The sequence below is a fragment of the Paenibacillus sp. P46E genome, assembly GCF_001909095.1.
Lineage (GTDB): Bacteria > Bacillota > Bacilli > Paenibacillales > Paenibacillaceae > Paenibacillus_AQ > Paenibacillus_AQ helianthi.
This window is the reverse complement of the sequence record NZ_LVYZ01000031.1, coordinates 67,873-84,882: the sequence shown is the minus strand read 5'-3', so window position 1 is coordinate 84,882 and position 17,010 is coordinate 67,873. Positions and strand designations below refer to the sequence as shown.

17 protein-coding genes are annotated in these 17,010 nt (G+C 48.9%); 13 read left to right on the top strand and 4 right to left on the bottom strand.

Annotation, left to right across the window (positions count from 1 at the left end; genetic code table 11):
- Window positions 1-53 precede the first annotated feature (53 nt).
- The gene (locus A3849_RS08765; protein WP_074111064.1) at window positions 54-1,748 is read left to right on the top strand and encodes a glycoside hydrolase family 2 protein; all 1,695 of its coding nucleotides are present in this window, start codon (window positions 54-56) and stop codon (window positions 1,746-1,748) included.
- Here A3849_RS08765 and A3849_RS08760 read toward each other — a convergent pair.
- From A3849_RS08760 to A3849_RS08750, 3 genes are read right to left on the bottom strand one after another with little or no spacing between them, the layout of a single operon-like run.
- A complete protein-coding gene (locus A3849_RS08760) occupies window positions 1,727-2,257 on the bottom strand; it encodes an arsinothricin resistance N-acetyltransferase ArsN1 family A (protein ID WP_074111063.1) in 531 nt (176 codons plus the stop codon). The genes A3849_RS08765 and A3849_RS08760 overlap by 22 nt on opposite strands.
- Before the next feature lie 20 nt (window positions 2,258-2,277).
- Entirely contained in the window at window positions 2,278-3,060 is a 783-nt protein-coding gene (locus A3849_RS08755) for an arsenite methyltransferase (RefSeq protein ID WP_074111062.1), read from the bottom strand.
- A 58-nt stretch (window positions 3,061-3,118) separates the two neighbouring features.
- Entirely contained in the window at window positions 3,119-3,568 is a 450-nt protein-coding gene (locus A3849_RS08750) for a MarR family winged helix-turn-helix transcriptional regulator (RefSeq protein WP_074102789.1), read from the bottom strand.
- A gap of 132 nt (window positions 3,569-3,700) precedes the next feature.
- Here A3849_RS08750 and A3849_RS08745 point away from each other — a divergent pair, with 132 nt between their 5' ends.
- The 5 genes from A3849_RS08745 to A3849_RS08725 all read left to right on the top strand — a co-directional run bounded on the left by A3849_RS08745 (window position 3,701) and on the right by A3849_RS08725 (window position 6,954).
- Window positions 3,701-4,054: an ArsR/SmtB family transcription factor gene (locus tag A3849_RS08745; protein WP_074102788.1), complete on the top strand. Its 354-nt coding sequence runs from the start codon at window positions 3,701-3,703 to the stop codon at window positions 4,052-4,054.
- A gap of 30 nt (window positions 4,055-4,084) precedes the next feature.
- Window positions 4,085-5,374, top strand: coding sequence for an arsenic transporter (locus tag A3849_RS08740; RefSeq protein WP_074085052.1), 1,290 nt, complete (start codon window positions 4,085-4,087; stop codon window positions 5,372-5,374).
- A gap of 21 nt (window positions 5,375-5,395) precedes the next feature.
- A complete protein-coding gene (gene arsC, locus A3849_RS08735) occupies window positions 5,396-5,815 on the top strand; it encodes an arsenate reductase (thioredoxin) (RefSeq protein WP_074111061.1) in 420 nt (139 codons plus the stop codon).
- A 12-nt stretch (window positions 5,816-5,827) separates the two neighbouring features.
- Complete coding sequence (locus tag A3849_RS08730) at window positions 5,828-6,259, top strand: protein-tyrosine phosphatase family protein (protein WP_074085050.1); 432 nt, start codon at window positions 5,828-5,830, stop codon at window positions 6,257-6,259.
- A 209-nt stretch (window positions 6,260-6,468) separates the two neighbouring features.
- On the top strand, window positions 6,469-6,954 hold the full coding sequence (locus tag A3849_RS08725; protein WP_074111060.1) for a DUF2975 domain-containing protein: 486 nt from the start codon (window positions 6,469-6,471) through the stop codon (window positions 6,952-6,954).
- A 135-nt stretch (window positions 6,955-7,089) separates the two neighbouring features.
- Here A3849_RS08725 and A3849_RS08720 read toward each other — a convergent pair whose 3' ends face one another.
- Window positions 7,090-8,163, bottom strand: a complete 1,074-nt coding sequence (locus A3849_RS08720) for an LLM class flavin-dependent oxidoreductase (protein WP_074111059.1) — start codon at window positions 8,161-8,163, stop codon at window positions 7,090-7,092.
- Between the two features lie 131 nt (window positions 8,164-8,294).
- Between A3849_RS08720 and A3849_RS08715 the strand changes: the two genes are divergently transcribed.
- From A3849_RS08715 to A3849_RS08685, 7 genes are all read left to right on the top strand, one after another.
- Entirely contained in the window at window positions 8,295-8,588 is a 294-nt protein-coding gene (locus A3849_RS08715; protein ID WP_074111058.1) for a hypothetical protein, read from the top strand.
- 65 nt (window positions 8,589-8,653) lie between these two features.
- A complete protein-coding gene (locus A3849_RS08710) occupies window positions 8,654-10,438 on the top strand; it encodes a sensor histidine kinase (RefSeq protein ID WP_074111057.1) in 1,785 nt (594 codons plus the stop codon).
- The gene (locus tag A3849_RS08705; protein ID WP_074111056.1) at window positions 10,438-11,526 is read left to right on the top strand and encodes a response regulator transcription factor; all 1,089 of its coding nucleotides are present in this window, start codon (window positions 10,438-10,440) and stop codon (window positions 11,524-11,526) included. Before A3849_RS08710 ends, A3849_RS08705 begins: the two co-directional genes overlap by 1 nt.
- A gap of 105 nt (window positions 11,527-11,631) precedes the next feature.
- On the top strand, window positions 11,632-12,945 hold the full coding sequence (locus A3849_RS08700) for an ABC transporter substrate-binding protein (RefSeq protein WP_074111055.1): 1,314 nt from the start codon (window positions 11,632-11,634) through the stop codon (window positions 12,943-12,945).
- Window positions 12,946-12,979: 34 nt separating this feature from the next.
- A complete protein-coding gene (locus A3849_RS08695) occupies window positions 12,980-13,867 on the top strand; it encodes a carbohydrate ABC transporter permease (protein WP_143191768.1) in 888 nt (295 codons plus the stop codon).
- Entirely contained in the window at window positions 13,867-14,697 is an 831-nt protein-coding gene (locus tag A3849_RS08690) for a carbohydrate ABC transporter permease (protein WP_074111091.1), read from the top strand. Before A3849_RS08695 ends, A3849_RS08690 begins: the two co-directional genes overlap by 1 nt.
- A 32-nt stretch (window positions 14,698-14,729) precedes the next feature.
- Window positions 14,730-16,340: a cellulase family glycosylhydrolase gene (locus A3849_RS08685; protein ID WP_074111054.1), complete on the top strand. Its 1,611-nt coding sequence runs from the start codon at window positions 14,730-14,732 to the stop codon at window positions 16,338-16,340.
- The last annotated feature ends 670 nt before the right edge of the window (window positions 16,341-17,010 follow it).

Here is a 17,010-nt window from a genome sequence, read left to right as displayed (position 1 = left end):
AGCCACTTCTAAACATTTTAACGTGTACAGGTTCAGCAGAACAGGAGGCTATTATGGAGAGGTTATTCAGAACACATCATGTGCGCTTAGGCGAGGAACTTGAAGGCATGTGGGATTTTGCCCCGCTGGACGCATCGGCAGAGGATATACGCACAGCAGTCTATACGCACCGCCTGCCGGTACCCGGCTGCTGGGAGCAGCATCCTGACTTCTCCTCTTATCGCGGTAAAGGGGTATATCGCAATCTGATCACAGTACATACCAACGGGGCGCTCCGCCTCATCTTCAAGGGGGTCAGCCATACAGCCAGGGTGTATCTGAACGGTAGCCTCCTCGCTGAGCACTACAACGCGTATACGGCTTTTGCTGTGCTGGTTCCAGATATTGCGCCGGGCGTTCATGAACTTGCGGTCCTGGTGGATAACTCTTTCAGTGAAGCTTCTTCTCTACATGTTCCCAATGATTACTACACTTACGGCGGATTAATCCGCCCTGTTATTATGGAGCAGTTTCAGGGGGCATTCATTGAACAGGTGCGGTTCCGTCCTTATCTTGTAGATGAAGAATGGAATGCGGAAATTACGGTCAAGGTATGTAACCCGTCATCAGATGGAAGGAAAGTAGATGTTGACGGAACTTTAGATCACGATGAACTCTTCTTTGGCAGTGTGTGGATTGATCCGGGTGAAACCACAAGCATCAGCAAAGAGTATGTATTCAAGAATGTAAAAGCTTGGTCATCCGAAAATCCTAATCTCTACCCGCTTGCTCTGCGGCTGCATACTGCAGGGGAAGCGGCCGCTGATGATCTTATTGAACGCGTAGGGTTTCGGACAGTCGAAGCGCAGGGCGGGGCCATCCTGCTGAACGGGGAACCCGTGATTCTCCGCGGATTCAACCGGCATGAGGATCATCCCATGGCCGGGGCAGCGCTGCCTGTGTCCTTGATGGTCCGGGATCTGGAGCTGATCCGGGACATGAATGCCAATGCGGTGAGAACCAGCCATTATCCTAATGACGAACGATTTCTCGATCTGTGCGATGAATACGGTCTGCTGGTCTGGGAGGAGAATCATGCCCGCGGACTCAGCATTGAGCAGATGCGCAATCCAAATTTCATCCGCCAGTGTGAACAGGTCAACCGGGAAATGGTAGAGCAGCATTATAATCATCCGTCGGTTATTATCTGGGCCATTCTTAACGAGTGTGCCAGTGATCTGGAAGAAGGCAGGGTTCATTACAAGCGACAGCTTGAGCAAATCCGTGCTTTGGATGGCAGCCGTCCATTGACGTTCGCCTCGCACCAGCGGGAACGGGAGCTGTGCTTCGACCTGGCCGATATCGTGTCATTTAATCTGTACCCCGGCTGGTATACAGACGAGGACCCCGGCGATCTGTGCGATCAAGCAAGATCATGGGCGGATCAGAACGGAGGCCTTGGTAAACCGATGATTATGAGTGAGTTCGGTGCTGACGGGTATTACGGATTGCGTGATTCTACTGCAAACCGAGGAACTGAGGAACGCCAGGCAATGATTATGCAGCAGAATCTCTCAGCTTATACAACCAAATCCTATTTGTCCGGGATGCTGATCTGGCAGTTCTCGGACTGCCGTGTGAGCGAAGGTACGGATTGGTTGATTACCCGGGCAGGAACCCAGAACAGCAAGGGGATTGTGGACCGTTACCGCCGTCCGAAGCTGGCATACCAGACCGTGAAGGATTATTACGGCAGGCTGCGAAGTTGATGGGGGAATAGCAGCTTCTCCATCACCATAACATCGATAAATGCTCCATCCCTAACACCCTGCTTCTCAAACACCCCAACCTCACGGTAGCCCATTTTCCGGTACAGGCCTTGGCCTGCATCATTGAAGGAGAAGGTGAACAATACAATTTTATGAAAAGCGTTGTCTTGCGCGGCGGCTTCCAGCTTCTCAAGCAAGGCGTTGCCAATGCCTTGCCCGCGAACGCTGCGCTCAATGTACACGGACAGATCGGCTACTCCGCTATAAGCACAGCGGTGAGAGTACGGATTGAGGGAGGCCCAGCCGATGACTGAATCTTCCTGCTCGGCGACCAGCACGCTGAAGCGCCCCTGATGATCCTGAAACCAAGACTCTATATAGGCCGTATCCTTCAGTCCGGTTTCAAGTGTGGCCATCCGGTCTTCGATGCCCTGATTGTAAATGCGGAGGATACTTTCCGTATCCTCTTTCACAGCGGGGCGAACGGTAAGCGTAGAGTTTATCTCCATGTGTATCTCTCCTTGTCTCCTTATTTCTTCGCTTGGATTACTGCTGAAACGATATACTGATCAATACTTTCGCCTGGAATCCAGTCCTTAATAAAAGCTTTGGATTCATCCTTGGGCTCGATGGAAATCTCCGTGAACCCGCTCTCCCGCAGTATAGCCTCCAACTCCGATATGGAAGAAGCGCCGGAGATACAACCCGAATAAAGCTCGCCTAAGTCGTTCCTGATCTCAGGAGGAAGCTCAGCCGTGGTCACGATATCTGAAATGGCGAGGCGGCCGCCCGGCTCAAGGACCCGGAAGGCTTCACGGAATACCTGCGGTTTGTCCGGGGAGAGATTGATGACGCAGTTGGACATAATGACATTCACGGAATGGTCGGCGAGCGGAAGATGCTCAATTTCACCCAGGCGGAACTCGGTATTTCCGAAGTTCCCTTTCACCGCATTATTCCGGGCGCGGCTGATCATTTCAGGCGTCATATCCACACCAATGACATGTCCCGCATCCCCTATCTGGCGTGAGGCCAGAAAGCAGTCGAAGCCTCCGCCGCTCCCGAGATCAAGCACACGCTCTCCCGGTTTAAGCCCAGCAATAGCCTGGGGGTTGCCGCAGCCAAGGCCCAGATTGGCACCTTCGGGAGCTGCTGCGAGCTCACTGCCGGAATATCCAAGCTTTGCAGATATGGAATCGGCATCTGACGGCGAACCACAGCAGGAAGAGGCAGGCGCCACGGTTTTGACGGCAATTTGCGAATAGCGGCCCCGTACATTTTGGCGGATTTGGTCATTGGATAGCTGGTTCATTCTTCAACACTCCCTTTGGTGATAATATTTGCATAATGCAAGTATGAGCCAAGAGAAATCACCCGGTAACGGGCGCACAGCATTTGCTGGATTTCCCCATAGCTTCATTAAAAAGCTTCACAGAGCGAAGCAGAGTCTCTTGCTCAAATTCACTCATATACGAAAAGACCTCATCCAGATACGCATTCATTTGGGTATCGATGGTTGTGGCGGCCATCTTGCCGGACACCGTAAGCGACAGTGTGTAGACTCGCCGGTCGCTGGGATCCGGTGTTTTTTGGAGCAGATTCATTTTGATTAACGCTTGGACCTGCCGGCTGAACGTTGTGACATCTGTGCCCAGCGTTTCCGCGATCTGCTGCATGGAGGGGTTATGTCTGCGGTCCACCTCATACAGAATATGGCTGTGGGCAGGGGAGAGATCGCAGCCGCCAACGGTACAGCAGTTCTTGTTCAGCAGTCCCAGGCGCCGGGTCATGATCTGAAATAATTCACGTGCATTTTCCAAGTAAGCTCACCTCGTAAATCAGTTATACAATATTTAATTGCAAGTTGCAATGTTTATTTGAGGATTGTCAACGTTGCGATCCTGGTTTAGTATATAAGCACGGGCTTATATGTCTGGGATGGAGGGATTATCATGGAGGAAGCTTTCGGTATTGCGGATGTGACTGAGCTGGCTGAGGACTTGAAGCTTTTGGGGGATCGGACGCGCCTCTTGATGCTGGCTTTATTAAAAGAGCGCGAATGGTGCGTATGTGAATTTGTTGAGATTTTTGACATCTCACAGCCTGCCATCAGTCAGCATCTGCGGAGATTGAGAAGCAAGGGTATCGTCAAGGAACAAAAAAAGGGCCAATGGGTACACTATTCGCTTAACATAGAAGATAAACCCCACATCCAGGCCGTGCTTCAGCTTACGCCGGATACTCCTGCGATTCTGGCCATGCTGAATAGAACGCCGGTGACGGTTTGCTGCGAAATATTGCATTAATTCAAGCGGATGTACACAGGAGGATGAATTTTGGGAATCTTAGCAGGTCTTATCTTTGTAGTAACGTTGATATTTGTGATTTGGCAGCCCAGGAATCTGTCCATTGGATGGTCGGCCTGCGGCGGGGCGATCATCGCTTTACTTGTGGGTGTAGTCAGCTTTCACGATGTATATGATGTCACCCTGATCGTATGGAACGCCACACTCGCCTTTATTGCGATCATTCTGAATTCCTTAATCCTCGACAGAATTGGTTTCTTCGAATGGGCCGCCTTACATATGGCGAGAGCGGCACGCGGCAATGGCACCCGGATGTTCATCTATGTCACCATTCTTGGAGCGGTGGTGTCCGCATTTTTTGCCAACGACGGTGCGGCGCTTATTCTGACTCCAATCGTATTGGCAATGGTCCGTGCGCTGAATTTTGATGAGAAGAAGGTATTTCCGTTTATTATGGCCAGCGGGTTCATTGCGGATACCACTTCATTGCCGCTTGTTGTCAGTAATCTGGTTAATATTGTATCGGCGGATTTTTTCGGGGTAACCTTTATGGAATATGCCGGCCGGATGTTAATGCCTACTTTGTTTTCTTTGGGGGCAAGTATTCTGGTGCTATACCTCTTTTTCCGTAAAAGCATTCCGCGGTCCTTTGAAAGCTTACAGCTGAAACGTCCGGCAGATGCGATTAAAGACAAGAAGATGTTCAAGCTATCCTGGGTTATGCTTGCGGTCCTGCTGGTAGGGTTTTTCGTCAGTGAATTCCTGAACATTCCGGTATCTGCCGTGGTGGGAGTAGTCGCAATCTTTTTCCTGCTGATGGCAAGAAGAAGTCCCGTAGTACCTACCATGGAAGTGGTGAAAGGTGCGCCATGGGCGATCGTATTCTTTTCGATTGGGATGTATGTCGTCGTGTATGGTCTGCGCAATGCCGGTCTGACAGACGTTCTTGCCGATGTGATTCAGGCTGTGGCTGATCAAGGGCTGTTCGCTGCAACGATGGGGATGGGCTTTATTGCTGCCGTCATCTCTTCGATCATGAACAACATGCCTACCGTGATGATTGATGCTCTGGCCATTGATGCTACGCATACCTCGGGACTGATCAAAGAAGCGTTAGTCTATGCCAATGTGATCGGCTCAGATCTGGGGCCGAAGATTACACCGATAGGCTCTCTGGCAACGCTGCTGTGGCTGCATGTGCTTTCGAGCAAAGGGGTGAAAATATCCTGGGGGGCGTATTTCAAAACAGGCATTATTTTGACCATCCCCACGCTGTTCATCACGCTGCTTGGCCTCTATATAACGTTGACCCTATTTTAAACTCAAAGGAGACTGAAACGCATGGATAAGAAAACCATTTACTTTTTGTGTACAGGGAACTCATGCCGGAGCCAGATGGCTGAAGGCTGGGCCAAGAAATACCTGAGCGATGAATGGAAGGTGTACAGTGCCGGTATTGAGGCTCACGGTCTGAATCCGAAAGCCGTTCAGGCGATGAACGAAGTGGGGATTGATATATCGGGGCAGACGTCGGATATTATTGATCCGCAGCTGCTTAATAACGCTGACCTCGTAATCACATTATGCGGGGATGCCGCTGATAAGTGCCCGGTTACCCCGCCACAGGTAAAACGTGAGCATTGGGGATTCGATGACCCGGCGAAAGCGCAGGGTACGGATGAAGAGAAGTGGGCTGTTTTCCAGCGGGTACGTGATCAAGTGGGCGCTCGCATTAAGCAGTTTGCGGAAACCGGCGAATAAGGGAGAATGCTTATGGCGAATTATCACGAACTCATTCCGGGCAAAGTCTATATTGGCGGAGAGAATGCACTGTTCGAGGCTCTGCAGGAGCAGGAGATCAGCGATGTATTCGATCTGAGGGATACCGGAACGGAAGCGGAAGGATTTCCGGCAAAGGTAACCCGTCATCATTATCCGATTGTGGAGCATGAGAGCGGCCAGGAGGCTTCGGTGCAGGCGGCTATCCATGCGGTTACAGCGGCTGTGAATAGCGGCAAAACGGTATATTTTCACTGCGCTGGAGGCCGTAACCGTACAGGAACTGTAGCAACGGGAGTCCTGCTGGAGCTGGGGCTGGCATCCACGGTGCAAGAGGCGGAAACACTCGCCACATCCAAACGTCCGGATATCCATATCAAGCAGGAGATGCGCGATGTGCTCCATGGCTTTTATCCGCCCCAATAAGCTGCTTCGAAAGTTAGAGACCGTCTCCCTGGGAGATGGTCTTTTTACTTCCGGTTCCTGCGAATCCGGAGGAGATGTCCGGAAATTACGGGTAGATAAAACAACGATAACAATAACAATATGATTAAATACAATATTAATTTGTTTTAAAACGATAAATCATATGCTAAAATCATGTTGTCATTACATAAGAGGAGGAGGTGTTTTAAATGAATGTTAAACGAGGTTCAACCACTTTCTTAAAGGTGATTATTGTTCTGGCTGGAATTGCAGTGCTTGCTTTGTGTATATTTTTAGTACCCCGTATAGCGAATTTCGCAGCGGAGTTGTATCCAAATGTTTACCTAATGAAATATCTCATTTTCATCGTGATGTATGGAGCGGCTGTGCCTTTTTACTTAGCGCTCTATCAGTCTTTCAATCTTTTACGGTACATTGACGAGAACACAGCGTTCTCTGAATTATCTGTGAAGGCGTTAAAGAACATCAAGTGCTGTGCGATGACAATCAGTGGTTTGTATGTATTAGGTATGCCGCTCTTTCGTTTTATAGCGAAGAAAGTTGACCCTCCTGTTGGATTTTTGGGACTCATCATCATATTTGCTTCGTTGGTTATCGCCGTTTTTGCTGCTATCCTCCAAAGGCTTCTACAAGAAGCGATTAACATCAAATCAGAGAATGATTGGACGGTCTAAGATGGCGAAAATGACAATTATCATTAATATTGCTGTTAGAATTTAACATAGCCATGTATTAAAAAAAGGGATGCTGTACAGCCATTGATGATACGCATGGCGGATACAGCATCCCTTTAATTGTAGTTGTCGGAGCTACTGCGCAGCGGCTCCCCGGGCAAGCTCCTGGCGGACGATTGGCGCAACCTTGGTGCCCAGCAGCTCGATGGCACGTAGGACTTCGCGGTGCGGCATGGTACCGACGTTGACATGCAGGAAGAAGCGGGTAACACCGAGATTCTTGTGCAGCAGCAGAATCTTCTCGGCGACATATTCGGAATCCCCTACATAGAGGGCGCCGCGCAGACTGCGGGCATCGTCATAGGTCGCACGGTTGTAGGCTTGTCCCCAGCCCCGTTCGCGCCCGATGACATTCATCTGGGCTTGCGTGGAAGGATAGAACAAGGCGGCTGCCTGCTCGGTGGTTTCGCCGACAAAGCCATGCGAATGTGTGGCGATCTGCAGTTTGTCCGGGTTATGCCCCGCCTTGGCGGCGGCCTCTTTGTACAGCTTGACCAGCGGTGCGAAGCGCTCCGGCATGCCGCCGATGATGGCGAAGGCGATAGGAAGGCCAAGCATGCCTGCCCGGATTGCGGATTCGGGATTACCGCCGCTGGCGATCCATACCGGCAGTGGGTCCTGGACAGCGCGCGGATAGACAGGAAGATTGTTTATAGCCGGACGATGGCCGCCGGGCCAGGTTACTTTTTCCGAGGCTCTGATCTTCAGCAGCAGTTCCAGCTTCTCTTCGAACAACTCGTCATAGTCATCCAGACTATAGCCGAAGAGCGGGAAGGATTCGATAAATGAACCCCGGCCCGCCATAATTTCCGCACGGCCGTTAGAGAGGCCATCCAGGGTAGAGAAGGCTTGATAGACGCGTACCGGATCATCCGAGGACAATACAGTTACAGCACTGGTGAGCCGGATCTTCTTCGTCATAGCCGCTGCAGCGGCAAGCACTACAGCGGGGGCGCTGCCGGCGTAATCGGCACGGTGATGCTCCCCGATACCGTATACATCCAGTCCGACTTGATCAGCAAGTACAATCTCTTCCACGGCTTCACGCAGTCTTTCGGCATGACTGATGACTTCGCCGGTCACCGGGTCCGGTGTAGTCTCCAAAAATGTGCTGATGCCTATTTCCATACGGTTATCCATTTCGGGCATTTCAATCCGCCTCCTTTATTCGTATCTTTATATTACTATACTTTTTAATGTTTCTCAACTTTAGTAAGTGATTGTGAAGCAAAAAAATACCCGCCACCCCAAGCACGCAGGGACGGCAGGCAGATGCAATAGTGCGGGCTTCAGGATTTCTTTTTGCCAACGGCAAGCTGTACAATCATGATGACAAGAACGAGCAGGGCAATGAGCTGGTCTGTACTCATAGGGGTCCGACCTCCAATCCTTGGCAGGATGGCTCTTCGGACCGCATCTCCTCTCCCAAGAAGCTGCTTCGTTCCCCCTTTACAGACTATGAGCCCGTGAAGGAGAATATTACGTATATTGGATTCTATATCCATCCATCTGATCTTGTTGTCATCCGGCCATCAATATTGTACAAAAACAGATCAATATTTGAACCTATGTGAATAGGAATGAACCGTTTATACTAAAGGAAATAAGGCATTTTATACACAGGTTGGGGGAGGCGTTTATGAAGCGAATCAGTCTGCGTTTTCGGCTTATGATCCTCATGACCTGTCTGACTACGCTTCCGGTTGTCACGGTTACCTGGATTGCGACGATAAACACTCGTGAGTCAGTGGAGAAGGAAATGATCGGTGCTAATGAATCTAGAATGCTGTGGGCGGATCAATATTTAAGTGAATTAATTGATCAGATTGATGTCCTGTTCTATACTCTCCAAATTAACAAGGAGTTGATTTACAAGATGACGGCGGGTCTCGATGACATGAACAGTGATACTCAGTCACAGAACCATGAAAGATTACGAGACATGCTCATAACAACATTTTTCTCCAATGCGCGAAAGATTGACCGTCTCACCCTCTACAGTCACTCTACCGAGAAGGCGTTATCCGTGAGTTATGCAGATAGTGGAACCATTCGGCCTCTCAATATTCAAGGAAATGCCTGGCGTAGAACCGCCAAGGAGCCTGTAAGCATGTATTTTAAACAGACACCAGAAGGGATTAACGCCTTTCATAGTATTAACCGATTTCCGGATAAGATGTTTTTGGGAGGGATATCGGTTGGCATTCATAATAAAGTTTGGCAGGAAGTTGTTCATATCTTGCAATCGGAAGCGGATAGCTACGTGTTCTTGATGAACGATGAAGGTGAGCTTCTGTCAGGATCAACACAGCGAATTGCTTCATCCGAGGTATTGGACGTACTGCATACGATGGACATACCTGCGAACGAACTTGTATCCCATCAGAGTGAACAATATTTTTACTTCATGGAGCGGATTGGAGACGGACAATTGACCGTCGTGAAGGTGATCCCTCTGTCTACCGTAAAGGCAAGCGCCTCTCCCACGATTCGAGCAGGAATGCTGACCGGCGGTATATTTGTAACCGCTTCCATCCTTCTTTCTATCCTATTCTCCTTACGGATTACACGGCCAATTATTAGTCTGGCCAGGACGATGCGAAAGGCGCAGTTACAGAGCTTCGAAATGAAATCGGTTAAAAGCTTTGACGAGATTGGTCTGCTGCAGCATGGTTACAACCTGATGATGCACAGAATTAAAGAATTAATCGAGCACGAATATCAATATCAAATTGAAGTTAAAAATGCGCAGCTCCTGGCACTCCAGGCTCAAATTAATCCCCACTTCCTCAATAATACGCTCAATCTGATCGGCGGGATGGCTCTCGTCAAGCAGGCTCCTGAAATCTATCAGATCACGAGGATAATGGGGGACTTATTGCGATATTCCATTAGATCTGAGAATGAAATGGTTTCCCTTCAGGATGAAATGACCCATACCCGCAATTATTTGTTCATCCAGGAACAGCGGTTCGCCGGCAGATGCCATACGGTCATCGAAACGGATCAGGAAGTGATGGATTGCCTGGTGCCAAAATTCATTTTGCAGCCGCTGGTGGAGAATGCCTTCGAGCATGGGCTGCAAGCCAAAGAAGGGGCTTGGCATCTGCATATCAGAATTCTGCTGATTGATAAAAGGGTCATTGTAATGATCAAGGACGATGGTGTTGGGGTGTTGCCGGAGAAACTAGCGCTCCTTCGTGCCGGTTTGAGAAACGGCAGTGACACCGATGAGTCATCCGTTAATCTCCCAGGGCCGCGGCGCCGTAGAAGTATCGGGCTTCGTAATGTTCATACGCGGCTTCGACTGCATTTTGGAGAAGCCTACGGTATCCGCATGTTTAGTAAATCCATGGCAGGCACCCTCATACTTATGAAATTGCCCTATGCTGACAACAAGGAGACAGAGAGGAGGGATTCGTGATGTATAACGTGCTGATTATGGATGATGAGCCTTGGTCTAGGCAGGTGGTTAAGTCGTTGGGAGAGTGGGACAGACTAGGCCTGATGATCGCGGGCGAAGCGGAAGATGGCTATCAAGGAGTCCAATTCATTGCAGAGGCCATGCCTCATATTGTTATTACCGATATGCGCATGCCGGGTTTGGAAGGGGTAGAGCTTCTTCAAACCATTCACGATCAATTTCCGTCTATTAAAATACTTGTCATGAGCGGTTATGATGATTTTGTATATTTAAAACAAGCTATTCAATCCAGAGCGATTAATTACATGCTCAAGCCGATCCATCCGGAGGAGCTTAACGCTTCCCTGTCCCAGTGCGTAGAACAATTGAATACGGAAATGATGTCGGGCATGAACGTCGCGCCTACGATCTCGTTCCAGCTGGATGCTGCCATACAGGATCGGTATTTGTCCTATCGCAAGCTGATTTACGGACATTTGCTGGATTTGAATAGCCGTGCGGCAGAACATGCCTTTACGCAACTGGCTCTATATCTTAGCCAGTCTCTTCAGGATGAGGCGGCGAGAAGGAAGATGCCGATTAAGCTTGCCTATGATTTTATTACGATATTAGAGGAGCTTCTGGCTAAGGATGAATTTCAGCTTTCGGAGCTTGTAATGGATGTAGGAGAATACCGCGAACGGATCCGCCAGTCCTCCCTCTTGGATGCAGCTAAGGAATTGGCGGATTTGTATACAGCTGTGATCACAATCGTGCAAGACATACGCCAGACGAGAACCAGGCTGAATATCGGTGAAGTGAAGGCCTATGTTCATAAATATTATCAGGATGCTATATCGTTGGAAACGATTGCGAAGGCTTTTGCTATTAGTAAGGAGCATTTAAGCCGGGCATACAAGGCAGGCACCGGCGAGAATATTTCGGATGCTATTTTACGGTTACGTATGGAGAAGGCGAGGGATTTAATTGTAAAAGAAGGTGTCTCGATTAAACGGGCATCGGAGATGACGGGTTATTCGGATATCGCTTATTTTTACCGGGTGTTTAAGAAGCATTATGGAATTCCTCCCGGCAATTTAAGAAAGTAGGTCCGGCATCAAAATAATGCAAATCAGGATGCTAAAATGCTGGAAAGACCCTTGCAATCGTTTTCTTTATACTGAAGATGCAACTCACTCAAGGGGGGATCGAACATGAAGAAAACGTTTCACCTGTCCGTCGTACTGATTCTCATGCTATCCATACTTGCGGCATGCGGTTCGGGGAACAGCAAGGGCAACACGTCAGCATCCAATGACAACGATGCAGCTGAGACGGTGGCAAAGGCAGAACCTGCCAAGAAAGTGGAACTCAAAGTATTTCTGACCTTGCCGCAATTCAAAGACCAGTTCGACCAATACTTCGAACAGTTTAAAGCCAAGGAACTGAAGGAAAAGAACATCGAAGTGATCATCAAGCTTGAAACTCCAAACGCCGACCAGGCGAAACAAATTCTGCAAACCCGCTTGGCTTCAAATGATGCACCCGATGTATTTGCCATTCATGCTAACGACATTCCGACCTATTATAATGCAGGCTATTTGACGGATCTGTCGGATCAGCCGGCAGTTAGCAAGCTTTTCGACAGTGTCAAGCAGACCGTCACCTATGACGGTAAAGTTCCCGTTCTCCCGCTCGAAAGCCTTGCTTGGGGATATCTGTATAACAAAAAAATATTCAGCGATAATGGTCTGACGCCTCCGCAAACGCTGGATGAAATGAAAAAAGTGGTTGAAGCGCTGAAGTCCAAAAATATCCCGGCTTTCGAATTAGCCTTTCAGGAAGCATGGGTTCCCCAGTTAATGACTGCACTATCTCTCGGCGGTATTGTGAATTCCGAGCATCCGGATTGGGTCGACAAAATGAATAAGGGCGAAGCCTCTTATGCAGATGTGGCGGATATTTTCAATATCATTGATTTGATTATGTCGAATGGCACGGCTAAACCATTTGAGGCCGGCAGTGCGGCAGGCGCTGCAGATTTTGCGAATGGTAAGGCGGCCATGTGGGTTCAGGGACCTTGGATGGCAGATTCGATTCAAAAGACAAATCCGGACATGGAGTTTGGAGTAGCTCCGCTGCCCGTAAGCAATGATCCAAGTGGAACGATGATCAATCTGTCGGCTTCGACATCGCTCGCCGTATCGCCGGATAGTGACCATAAAGACGTTGCGCTTGATTTGCTGAACTACATGCTTGACGATACGGATTCTTCCGCTCTGTTCGAAAAACTTAAATTCAATCCGATTTCCTCGGTCCATACCTATAAATCGTTCCCTTGGATTGATGAAGCAATGAGCTATGTTTCTGAAGGAAAGGCTTATCAGGACCTGAAGCTGCCGAACGGCGTTACGGATGAGCAGGCGAAGCAGCTTCAAAGCTACTATAGCAAGACGGTGACAAAGGACCAATTCATCAAGACGATGGACAATACTTGGGTAAAAGCGATTCAAGTGACAGCCAAGTAATCACATAATAAGGTGACTAAGGAGTGAAGCCAAGGTGGCAGGCAACCCTATAACGAAACGAACGGTCATCCTCCTGGCATTCGTTCTTCCAGCTCTAGTCTTTTATGCATTCTTCGTACTAGCCCCCGCCTTTGGCGGGATCTGGTACAGCATGACGGATTGGAATGGCGTCAATCCTGCGTATTCGTTCATTGGATTGGCTAATTACCGGGAAGCACTGATGGAGGATGAGAACTTCCTGAAATCGATAGGCTTTACCTTGAAGTATGTCATTGCCATGGTCATTCTGCAAAATGTCTTTGCCATCATGCTGGCTGTTCTCATTGAATCGCGGCGAAAAACGAAATCGCTATTCCGCACGATCTTTTTTATGCCCAACATGATCAGTCTCATTATCGGGGGGATGATGTGGCTCTTTATTTTTACCAAAGTGCTGCCTGATCTGGCTGGTCGAACGGGTCTGTTATTTCTGGATCAGTCCTGGATTGGGGATCCGCGCTTATCCTTCATTGCGATTATCATCTTGTCGCTTTGGGGAGGCGTTGGCTATCTGATGGTCATCTATATAGCGGCGCTGCAAAATATTCCCGACCATGTAAAAGAAGCGGCCGCTATCGATGGCGCCGGCGGCTGGCAAACCTTGCGTTACATTACAATGCCTATGATTCTCCCCGCGATTACGATCGGTGTATTCTTGACGCTAAACAGCTCGTTCAAGGTATTTGAAGCCGTGTTCGCTTTGACCAAGGGAGGACCTGGCCGTGCGACCCAAGTCATTGCGCTGAATATATTTGATGAGGCTTTCTCGCAAAGCAACCGTTACGGTTATGCCAGTGCCAAGGCGATGATTTTGTTCCTGGTCGTCATGGCGATCACTTTCATTCAGCTTGCCATTATGAAGAAGCGGGAGGTGGAAGCATGATCAGAGGGCGCAACTGGAGGTCAGGCTTCATCCTCCTGGTCCTTCTTGCCGGTTCTGTCATTACGTTATTTCCTATTTACATGGGTGTCCTTAATTCATTCAAAACAGACGGCGAGCTGCTGAACGATGTTTTAGCGGCTCCCGCTTCCTTTCAATTTAGCAATTACGCCGCGGCCATAGACAAAATCAACTTTTGGAGAAGTTTGGGCAACACGGCGGTAATTGCTGCAGTTGGCCTTCTGGGAATTATCCTATTTTCGTCCATGGCAGGCTATAAATTGTCCAGAACGCCGGGCCGGTTAAGCCGCTTTTTATTCAGTCTATTCATTCTGTCGATGCTTATTCCGTTCCATTCGACCATGATTACGCTCACCAAAATAACGAGAGAGCTTCACGTTCAGGGCTCGATCCTTGGACTTGGCCTCATTTATATTGGCTTAGGCGTATCCTTCGCGATTTTTCTGTACCATGGCTTCGTGAAATCCATTCCGCGTGATTTGGATGAAGCGGCAGTGATGGACGGCTGCGGCGATTTCCGTCTGTTTTTTGTCGTCATTTTCCCATTACTTCTGCCTATTACAGCGACCAACGCCATTTTGAATTTATTGTGGATGTGGAATGACTTTCTGCTTCCTCTTCTGATGCTGACAGACAGCGACTCGTATACGCTGCTGCTGTCCACCAATATGCTGTTCGGCCAGTATGGCAACAACGACTGGTCGGGTATTCTGGCCTCGCTCGTTATGGCTATGCTGCCTGTTATCATTTTTTACCTGCTTCTACAGAAGTATATTTTGAACGGGATCGCAGATGGGGCGGTAAAGGGTTAATTCTTGCCAGAGAGAAGGAGCAGCGGATAAGAATGAACAAAGTCAGTGGATTTGTTAAGGCAAAAGGCCCGAAAATTGTGAATGGTCATGGTGAGGAACTGTTGCTGCGCGGTGTTGGCTTTGGCAATTGGCTGCTTCCGGAGGGATACATGTGGCGATTCCCCGGTCAGGGAGATCGCCCTCGCCGGATCGAACAAATGATACGCGACTTGATCGGTGAAGAAAAGGCGAGGGATTTCTGGAAAGAATACTACAACAGGTACATCACGGAAGCGGATATTCAGCGGATTGCTGCGGAAGGCTTTAACTCCGTCCGAATTCCGATAAATTCGCGTTTTTTGTATGACGGAGATACAGAGCGTTATGATGAGGACCATCTTGTTTTGCTGGATCGTGTCATCGGCTGGTGTGAAGCCCATCGCGTGTATGCGATACTGGATCTTCACGGTGCGCCGGGCGGGCAGACAGGCACAAATATTGACGATTCCCCGAACGACAAACCGGAGCTATTCACCGATGCAGACAACCGGCTGCGTACGATCGGGATTTGGCGCATGCTCGCCGGACGCTATAAGGATAAATGGATTGTCGCGGGGTACGATTTGCTGAATGAGCCGCTGCCGGAATGGTTCTCGGCCTATAATAGCCTAGTTATGCCGTTATATAACGATATCATTCGCGCTATTCGTGAAGTCGATGACAAGCACATGATTATTTTGGAGGGGGTCCACTGGGCGACAGACTGGTCCATTTTTGATGAGAAGCCGGATGACAACCTGATGCTGCAGTTCCATAAGTATTGGAATAGTCCGGACACAGAGAGCATTCAGGAGTTTCTGGACAAACGCACGGAGTGGGATGTGCCGATCTATATGGGCGAAGGGGGAGAGAACAACATCGAGTGGTATACCGGCGCTTTTCGCTTATATGAGGATCACGATATTTCCTGGAACTTCTGGACATGGAAGAAGCTCGATACGACCAACTCGCCTTGTTCGGTTAGGATGCCGGATGGATGGGGGAAGCTTATCGGCTATCTCGAAGGCGGAGCGAAACCGGAAGCGGCTGATGCTGAACAAATATTAGAGGAATACCTCGCGAATCTGTCCTTGGATCGTTGCGTCTACCTTCCGGAGATCGTTCACTCCCTGCTATTACGGCCTCCGGTTCGCATCCCTGCTATTTTCTATGGATATAAAGGACAAGGCATCAGCTATCATGTCGGGGCATTCGTCGAACGGGAATTAGGCTTCCGGGATTCGGATGGAACCGATATCCGGTTTACATCGGGGAACCGCAAGCTTGCTAACTTCCAGCATATGCGGGGTGAGGATTGGGCTGAGGATGAATGGATGCATGTGTATGTAAGACCTCATGAATGGCTGGCTTATGAGGTGAATCATGTACCCCATCATGGTGAAGGACATCTGGTTTCATTGCGTGTTTGCGGAATGGGCGATAAACAATCAAAGGTCGAAATTACCATCAATGATGGCATTTCTGTCATTCTCCCTGTCACTGGAGGCTCATGGCATACGATTAGAACGGCTGATCCTCATCCACTTCTTCACGGGAATAACCGGATTGTCATCAAGGTGCTGGAGCAGCCGATCGCTATGGAATGGATTGGGGTTGGAAGATAAGAAAGTGTGAGCCAATGGGGCTGTCCCATAAGTGGATTTTTTACGAGCAGAGACAGACCTCTCCCTTTTTCAAAAACCTAAAAAGTCAACAGAGCAGCGATCCTCCGTTATTGGAGGATCGCTGCTCTGCGTTTTTGGTCATTGGTTACGGCGGCGTTAACGACACGAACGAGGTGGTTTTCGGGAATACTCTCCTTATGAAATGGTTGTGTGGTAACTCCATTTTACCAAAGAATGGTTTTTTTGCGTTTTTTTGAAGATTGTAGATCCATTTCCCGCTTAAACACCGGAGAGGACGGAACGATTGTGGAAAAGCGATAGCGTTCGCCTTTGTGTCCGGATTTTCACCGCTAAGGGGAATGAAAAAAATCTGGAAACAAGAGCGATTGGAACAACGGTCCGTTCGCGGAGCGTGCTCACGGAGCACAACGTTTGTCCGACTCCAAAAACAAGGGCTGTACCAAGTAGCCATTTCGTAGCATATGGAACTCCCCATTTTTAAGAGCGGGATGAATTACATTGTCAATATTGTACATCTGCGGATGCTAATATGATCAAAAGATTTACATTTCTTTTTTTTCTATAATAGAAAAAAAAGGAGAAGAAGGTGATTTATGTACACTGGAAAAATGTAAACGCTTTTTTGGGGCGGGGGATTACCGGTGTTACC

Coding starts and splice junctions, on each gene's coding strand:
- A3849_RS08765 (WP_074111064.1), top strand. CDS start 54: ATGGAGAGGTTATTCAGAACACATCATGTGCGCTTAGGCGAGGAACTT.
- A3849_RS08760 (WP_074111063.1), bottom strand. CDS start 2,257: ATGGAGATAAACTCTACGCTTACCGTTCGCCCCGCTGTGAAAGAGGAT.
- A3849_RS08755 (WP_074111062.1), bottom strand. CDS start 3,060: ATGAACCAGCTATCCAATGACCAAATCCGCCAAAATGTACGGGGCCGC.
- A3849_RS08745 (WP_074102788.1), top strand. CDS start 3,701: ATGGAGGAAGCTTTCGGTATTGCGGATGTGACTGAGCTGGCTGAGGAC.
- arsC (WP_074111061.1), top strand. CDS start 5,396: ATGGATAAGAAAACCATTTACTTTTTGTGTACAGGGAACTCATGCCGG.
- A3849_RS08730 (WP_074085050.1), top strand. CDS start 5,828: ATGGCGAATTATCACGAACTCATTCCGGGCAAAGTCTATATTGGCGGA.
- A3849_RS08725 (WP_074111060.1), top strand. CDS start 6,469: ATGAATGTTAAACGAGGTTCAACCACTTTCTTAAAGGTGATTATTGTT.
- A3849_RS08720 (WP_074111059.1), bottom strand. CDS start 8,163: ATGCCCGAAATGGATAACCGTATGGAAATAGGCATCAGCACATTTTTG.
- A3849_RS08710 (WP_074111057.1), top strand. CDS start 8,654: ATGAAGCGAATCAGTCTGCGTTTTCGGCTTATGATCCTCATGACCTGT.
- A3849_RS08705 (WP_074111056.1), top strand. CDS start 10,438: ATGTATAACGTGCTGATTATGGATGATGAGCCTTGGTCTAGGCAGGTG.
- A3849_RS08700 (WP_074111055.1), top strand. CDS start 11,632: ATGAAGAAAACGTTTCACCTGTCCGTCGTACTGATTCTCATGCTATCC.
- A3849_RS08685 (WP_074111054.1), top strand. CDS start 14,730: ATGAACAAAGTCAGTGGATTTGTTAAGGCAAAAGGCCCGAAAATTGTG.